Source organism: Ensifer sp., from assembly GCF_035999135.1.
Lineage (GTDB): Bacteria > Pseudomonadota > Alphaproteobacteria > Rhizobiales > Rhizobiaceae > Ensifer.
In genome coordinates this window covers 21,982-28,143 of the sequence record NZ_DASYGZ010000210.1, presented here as the reverse complement: position 1 = coordinate 28,143, position 6,162 = coordinate 21,982, and the positions used below count along the sequence as shown (strand labels likewise).

Genomic DNA, 6,162 nt, shown 5'->3' with positions numbered 1-6,162 from the left:
ATCCCGACCTGCAAGGAACAGGGCATCGCCATCGACAACTACTCGATGCCGCGCACCGTGTGGCTTCCGGCCGGCGTTGACCAGGACGTGGTCAAGTTCTATGCCGACCTGATGCGCAAGGTCTCCGAAACGCCGGAATGGGCGAAGTACCTGACCGACACCTCGCAGTCGCCGTCCTACCTCGCCGGTGACGACTTCAAGGCCGCCATCGAGATGGATGGCGAAGCCGTCGGCGAAGTGCTGAAGCGTGAAGGCTGGCTCGCCAACTAAGGCGGGACATTGGGACGGGTGCCTTCGGGCACCCGTCGTTCGCTTTGAAAGGTCACGATCATGAGCGAGAACGGTGCGAATGGGATCTCCCGCTTCGCGGTTGAGCTTGGCGTTGCCGCGCTGACGGGCGCCTTCGGTGCTGCGGTCTGCTACGGGTCCCTCGATATCGGCGCGGGATGGACCGAATTCGGCCCAGAAGCCGGTTACTTTCCCTTCTATGTCGGCCTTCTGATCCTACTTGGAAGCGTCGCCAACGCAATCAACGCATTCTGGAAACATCGCGGTACCGGAGAGGTCTTCATCGACGGCAAGCGTGCCAAGGTGGTGGCGTCGTTCCTTCTGCCGCTCGTCGCCTTTGCCGGCGTCTCCGCCTGGCTTGGCCTCTATGTCGGTACGGCGCTTTATATCGCCACAACGATGCTCTTCCAGGGGCGCTACAAATGGTGGATCGCGCTGCCGTCCGGCGTCGCCGTTTCGCTGTTCTTCTTCGTCGTATTCGAGATGGGCTTCAAGGTTCCGCTGCTTAAGGGACCGATCGAGGCCTGGTTCGGGATCTATTGATCCCGACCGCCACGTTTTCCCGGGAGGAATAACATGGAAAATATCGGTCTTTTGATCGATGGCTTTGGCCATATCCTGAGCTGGAACCATATTCTGCTCATGATGATCGGCGTTACGCTCGGCATCCTCGTCGGCGTGTTGCCTGGCCTTGGCGCGCCTAACGGCGTGTCGCTGCTGTTGCCGCTGACTTTCTCGATGGATCCGATCTCGGCCATCATCCTTTTGTCCTGCATGTACTGGGGTGCGCTGTTCGGCGGCTCGACCACGTCGATCCTGTTCAACATCCCCGGCGAGCCTTCGTCGGTGGCAACGACCTTCGACGGCTATCCGATGGCCAAGGCCGGGCAGGCAAGCCGGGCGCTCACGCTCGCCTTCGTTTCCGCCGGCATCGGCGCGCTCGCCGGCGTTGTGATGATCACGCTGCTTTCCGGCTGGGTCGCAAAATTCGCTCTGCGTTTCTCCTCGCCCGAATATTTCGCGGTCTACTTCCTCGCCTTTGCAAGCTTCATTTCCATGGGCGCGCAATCGCCCTTCAAGACGCTTGTCTCGATGATGATGGGCTTTGCGCTTGCGTCCGTCGGCATGGACACCATTTCCGGTGACCTGCGCCTCACCTTCGACATCCCGACCCTGATCAAGGGCGTCAGCTTCCTGATCGCTGTCATGGGCCTGTTCGGCATCGGCGAACTGCTGTTGACGACGGAAGAGGGCCTTCGCTTCGAAGGCATCAAGGCGCGCGTCAAGTTGGTCGAAATCGGCCGCACGCTGGTCGAGATCCCTCGCTACTGGTTCACCATCTTCCGCTCGACGATCATCGGCATCTGGATGGGCATCACGCCCGCCGGCCCGACCGCCGCATCCTTCATGAGCTACGGCGTCGCCCGTCGCTCGGCCCGCGACAAGTCGATGTTCGGCAAGGGCGACCCGCGCGGCGTCGTCGCGCCGGAGACCGCCGACCACTCGGCCGGCACCTCGGCGCTTCTGCCGATGCTGGCGCTCGGCGTTCCCGGTTCGGCAACAGCTGCCGTGATGATGGGCGGCCTGATGATCTGGGGCCTGACACCCGGTCCGATGCTCTTCACCGAGCGGCCGGACTTCGTCTGGGGCCTGATTGCATCCATGTATCTCGGCAACGTCGTCGCCGTCTTCCTGGTGATCGCCACCGTGCCGCTCTACGCCTCGATCCTGCGCGTGCCGTTTGCGATCATCGGTCCGATCATCGTCGCCGTCATCTTCTCCGGCGCCTACCAGGTGGCCAACTCGGTCTCCGACATCTTCCTAGTCATCGGTTTCGGTGTGCTCGGCTATGTCTTCAAGAAGCTCGACTATCCCTTAGCGCCGCTGGTGCTGGCCATGGTGCTCGGCGACAAGGCCGAAGACGCCTTCCGCCAGTCGATGCTGCTTTCGAGCGGTAGCCTCACCATCTTCTGGTCGAACCCGCTGGTGACCTCGTTGATGGTGCTCGCCCTTGCCCTTCTGCTGTCTCCGCTTGTCTTCGGGCTGGTCGGCCTGGCCCGCAAGCGCAAGCAAGATGCGGTCCACCCCGCACAGTGACGGCAGCGCGGCGGCTTGACGGAGCCGCCGCACCCCCAACAAATAGAGCCCAACAATTAGACAAAGACGAGGAGAGCCATGGGCAACACTGTGCGCAAATGGACCCGGGAGACCTGGCCGATCGCAGCTGCGATGATCCAGTACCCGAACGTGCTTGCCGATGCCAGCTCGGTGCAGGACCAGTCGGTCGAACAGTGGGCCGAAACGCTCGCCGACGTCGTCGATGCCGGCTTTACCGCGCTCGACCCGACCGACAGCTGGATCCGGCTTGCCGATCTGTCGCCGTCGCGGCGCGATGACTTCGTCAAGCTCACGCGCGAGCTCGGCCTTTCCATGCCGGCGATCTCGACGGCGCGGCGCAGCGTCATCGACCCCGAGCACGGCGATGATCATCTCGCCTACGGCCACCGGGTGATCGATACGGCTGCGGAGATCGGGGCCGGCTCGGTGTCGTTCGGCTTTTTCGGGCCGCTCACCGACGCACAGAAGAAGGCGCTGTGGTTCTGGACGGTCGATGGTGTCAGGAACCCCGACGACCCGGCGATCTGGCAGAAGGCCGTCCAGCGTATCCGCGAACTCGGCCGCCATGCCGAAGAACTCGGCATCGAGCTTGCGCTTGAAATGTACGAGGACACCTATATCGGCTCTGCCGACAGCGCGGTGCGCTTCGTCACCGATGTCGGCATGGACAATGTCGGCATCAATGCCGATCTCGGCAACCTCGTGCGCCTGCACCGGCCGGTCGAGCACTGGCAGCCGATGATGGCCAAGGTCGCGCCTTTTGCGAAATACTGGCACGTCAAGAACTACTACCGCACCGAAGACGAGACCTCGGGCCTCGTCGTTACCCATCCGGCGCCGCTGGAGTTTGGTGTGATCAATTACCGCGCCGCAATCCGCATGGCGCTGGCGCACGGCTTCAACAGCCCGTTCCTGTGCGAGCACTACGGTGGCGACGGCCTTTCGGTCAGTGCCGCCAACCGGGATTATCTGAGGCGCATTCTGCCTCGCGACTAAGGGAAGAGACGCGATGACCACAATTTTCGACGCACCGGAAGACTTTGCGACCACCGCGCTTGCCGGATTCAGCTCGATCTACGCACGCAACGTCCGGCTGGTGAAGGGCGGCGTCGTCCGCTCGACCAAGGTGCCGAAGGGCAAGGTCGCCGTCGTCGTCGGCGGTGGATCCGGCCACTATCCGGCCTTCGCCGGCTATGTCGGCCCGGGCATGGCGGATGCGGCGGTTGCCGGTGACGTCTTCGCCTCACCGTCGACCGCGGCCGTCGCGCGCGTCTGCCGCCACGCCGACCAGGGCGGTGGTATTCTGCTCGGCTTCGGCAACTATGCCGGTGACGTGCTCAATTTCGGTGTCGCCGCCGAGCGCCTGCGCGCAGAGGGCATCGACGTGCGTATCGTGCCGGTGACCGACGACGTTGCCAGCGCGTCGGTCGAAACGCCGGCCAAGCGCCGCGGCATAGCCGGCGACCTCGTCGTGTTCAAGATTGCCGGTGCTGCCGCCGAAGCGGGGCTCGACCTCGATGAGGTCGAGCGCGTTACCCGCCTTGCCAACGACCGCACCGTGTCCTTCGGCGTTGCCTTCGGTGGCTGCACGCTGCCGGGCGCAAAGGGACCGCTCTTCTCCGTGCCGAAGGGCGAAATGGCGCTGGGCCTCGGCATCCACGGCGAGCCGGGCATCCGCGAAGAAAAGATGGTTCCGGCGACCGAGTTCGCCAAGCTGCTGGTCGGCAAGCTGCTTGCCGAGCGTCCGGAAGGCACGCTCAAGGTTGCACCGCTTCTGAACGGCCTTGGTTCGACCAAGTATGAAGAGCTTTTCGTGCTCTGGGTCGCGATCGAGAAGGAACTGAAAGCCGCCGGTCTCGAAATCGTCGATCCGGAATGCGGCGAGTTCGTCACAAGCCTCGACATGCAGGGCTGCTCGCTGACGCTGATGTGGCTGAACGACGAGCTTGAGACCTACTGGCGTGCCGCCTGTGACGCGCCAGCGCTGCGCAAGGGCACGATCATCGCCACCGAGCCGGCAACCGACGCGTTGACCGACGACGATATCGCGGTCGCCTTTGCTCCCGCCTCGGACGCTTCGAAAAAGAGCGGCGCGTGCATCGCACGCCTGATTGGTGAACTCGCCGAGACGCTGAAGCAGGCCGAAGACGAACTCGGCCGCATCGATGCCTTTGCCGGCGACGGCGACCACGGGCAGGGCATGCGCCGAGGTTCGGCGGCAGCCGACGAAGCGGCAAAGGCGGCGGTTGCTGCGGGTGCTGGTGCGGCAAGCGTGCTTGCAGCTGCTGGCGACGCCTGGGCCGATCGCGCCGGTGGCACCTCGGGCGCGATCTGGGGCCTGCTGCTTCGCGCCTGGAGCAGCGCCTTAAGCGACGAGCAGGCGGTAAGCGACGCTGCCGTTGTCGACGGCGCCCGTCGCGGGCTCGACGGCGTCACGCGCCTTGGCCGTGCCCGCGTCGGCGACAAGACGCTCGTCGATGCGCTGGTGCCCTTCGTCGAAACGCTTGAGCGCGAATTTGCCGCCGGAAAGCCGCTGGCGGACGCGTGGAAAGCTGCCGCCAAGGCCGCGACCGATGCCGCCGAGGCCACGTCCAGCCTGACGCCGAAGCTCGGCCGGGCCCGCCCGCTTGCCGAAAAGAGCATCGGCCACCCGGATGCCGGCGCCGTTTCGCTGGCGCTGACGGCGCGCGTTTCTGGCGATTTCCTTCATCAGGCCGCCAAGGCCTGAGGCAAACGACAGCAGGATCGGGCGGCGGCATGCCATCGCCCGATCGTTCATCTTCGCGGCAATGACCAACCTTCGGTGATTGCCGCGCCTTTTCCGTCCGGTGGAGATCTCCGGAACGCGGAATGCGTGGGAACGGGCCCGGGAAGGTTGCGGACGGGCCGCCCATTGAGCCGCCTGCCAATCAGATTTGGGGCAGAAAAGGCGCTTAGAACCCCCAGACGTGGCTTTTTCATCACAATCCCAGCTGATTGTTGGGGAAACCCGCACGATTCTCCGGTTGCGCCCGAGGCTGCCACGGAATTGCCCGATGCCGGGCTATGGCTGGTCATTCCTGCAGCGTGCGCTATGTGCTTGAGTTCGTGTGCCGCCGGTTAAATGCCAATCATTTCTGACGTTCCGAGAAGGAGACAAGAATGAAAAAGAGTTTTGCCGTGAAGGTGTCCGCAGCGTCTCTGGTTCTCGCTAGCGCGATCGCCGCCAACGCCGCCGATCTCGCAACTGCCCAGCCGCAGCCCGAGCCCGACACCAGCAACGGCGTCAAGATCGGCTACCTCGATTGCAACATCGCCGGCGGCGTCGGCTATGTGCTCGGTTCAGCCAAGGAAGTCGACTGCGTCTTCCGCTCGACCATGGGTGCCGAAGCCTCGGATCATTATTCCGGCGCGATCCGCAAGATGGGTGTCGACCTCGGCTTCACGACGCAGAGCCGCCTGATCTGGGCCGTGTTCGCTCCGACCGCCGGTTACCACCGCGGCTCGCTCGGCGGCCTCTACCAGGGCGCAACCGCCGAAGCGACTGTCGGCGCCGGTATCGGTGCAAACATCCTCGTCGGCGGCACGTCCGGTTCGATCCATCTGCAGACGGTCAGCGTGACCGGCCAGATCGGCCTCAACCTCGCTGCCACCGGCACGTCGATGACGCTGACGGCCGTCAACTAAGATCTTTTGGACAGCGCCGTTGCACCTCCCACAACGGCTTGCCGACGACCGGACAAGACAACAAAGGCACCGCACGCTCATACGGCGCGC

4 protein-coding genes and 2 pseudogenes are annotated in these 6,162 nt (G+C 64.1%); all 6 read left to right on the top strand.

Going from position 1 to position 6,162, the window contains the following annotated elements; all coding sequences use genetic code 11:
• Positions 1-270, top strand: a pseudogene (locus VGO12_RS28535) (tripartite tricarboxylate transporter substrate binding protein); the annotation flags it as partial.
• 60 nt (positions 271-330) lie between these two features.
• On the top strand, positions 331-831 hold the full coding sequence (locus tag VGO12_RS28530) for a tripartite tricarboxylate transporter TctB family protein (protein ID WP_327516103.1): 501 nt from the start codon (positions 331-333) through the stop codon (positions 829-831).
• A gap of 33 nt (positions 832-864) precedes the next feature.
• Positions 865-2,404: pseudogene (locus VGO12_RS28525) on the top strand (tripartite tricarboxylate transporter permease).
• A 59-nt stretch (positions 2,405-2,463) separates the two neighbouring features.
• On the top strand, positions 2,464-3,402 hold the full coding sequence (locus tag VGO12_RS28520; protein WP_327516101.1) for a sugar phosphate isomerase/epimerase family protein: 939 nt from the start codon (positions 2,464-2,466) through the stop codon (positions 3,400-3,402).
• A gap of 13 nt (positions 3,403-3,415) precedes the next feature.
• The gene (locus VGO12_RS28515; protein ID WP_327516100.1) at positions 3,416-5,134 is read left to right on the top strand and encodes a dihydroxyacetone kinase family protein; all 1,719 of its coding nucleotides are present in this window, start codon (positions 3,416-3,418) and stop codon (positions 5,132-5,134) included.
• Positions 5,135-5,547: 413 nt separating this feature from the next.
• The gene (locus VGO12_RS28510; RefSeq protein WP_327516099.1) at positions 5,548-6,072 is read left to right on the top strand and encodes a DUF992 domain-containing protein; all 525 of its coding nucleotides are present in this window, start codon (positions 5,548-5,550) and stop codon (positions 6,070-6,072) included.
• The last annotated feature ends 90 nt before the right edge of the window (positions 6,073-6,162 follow it).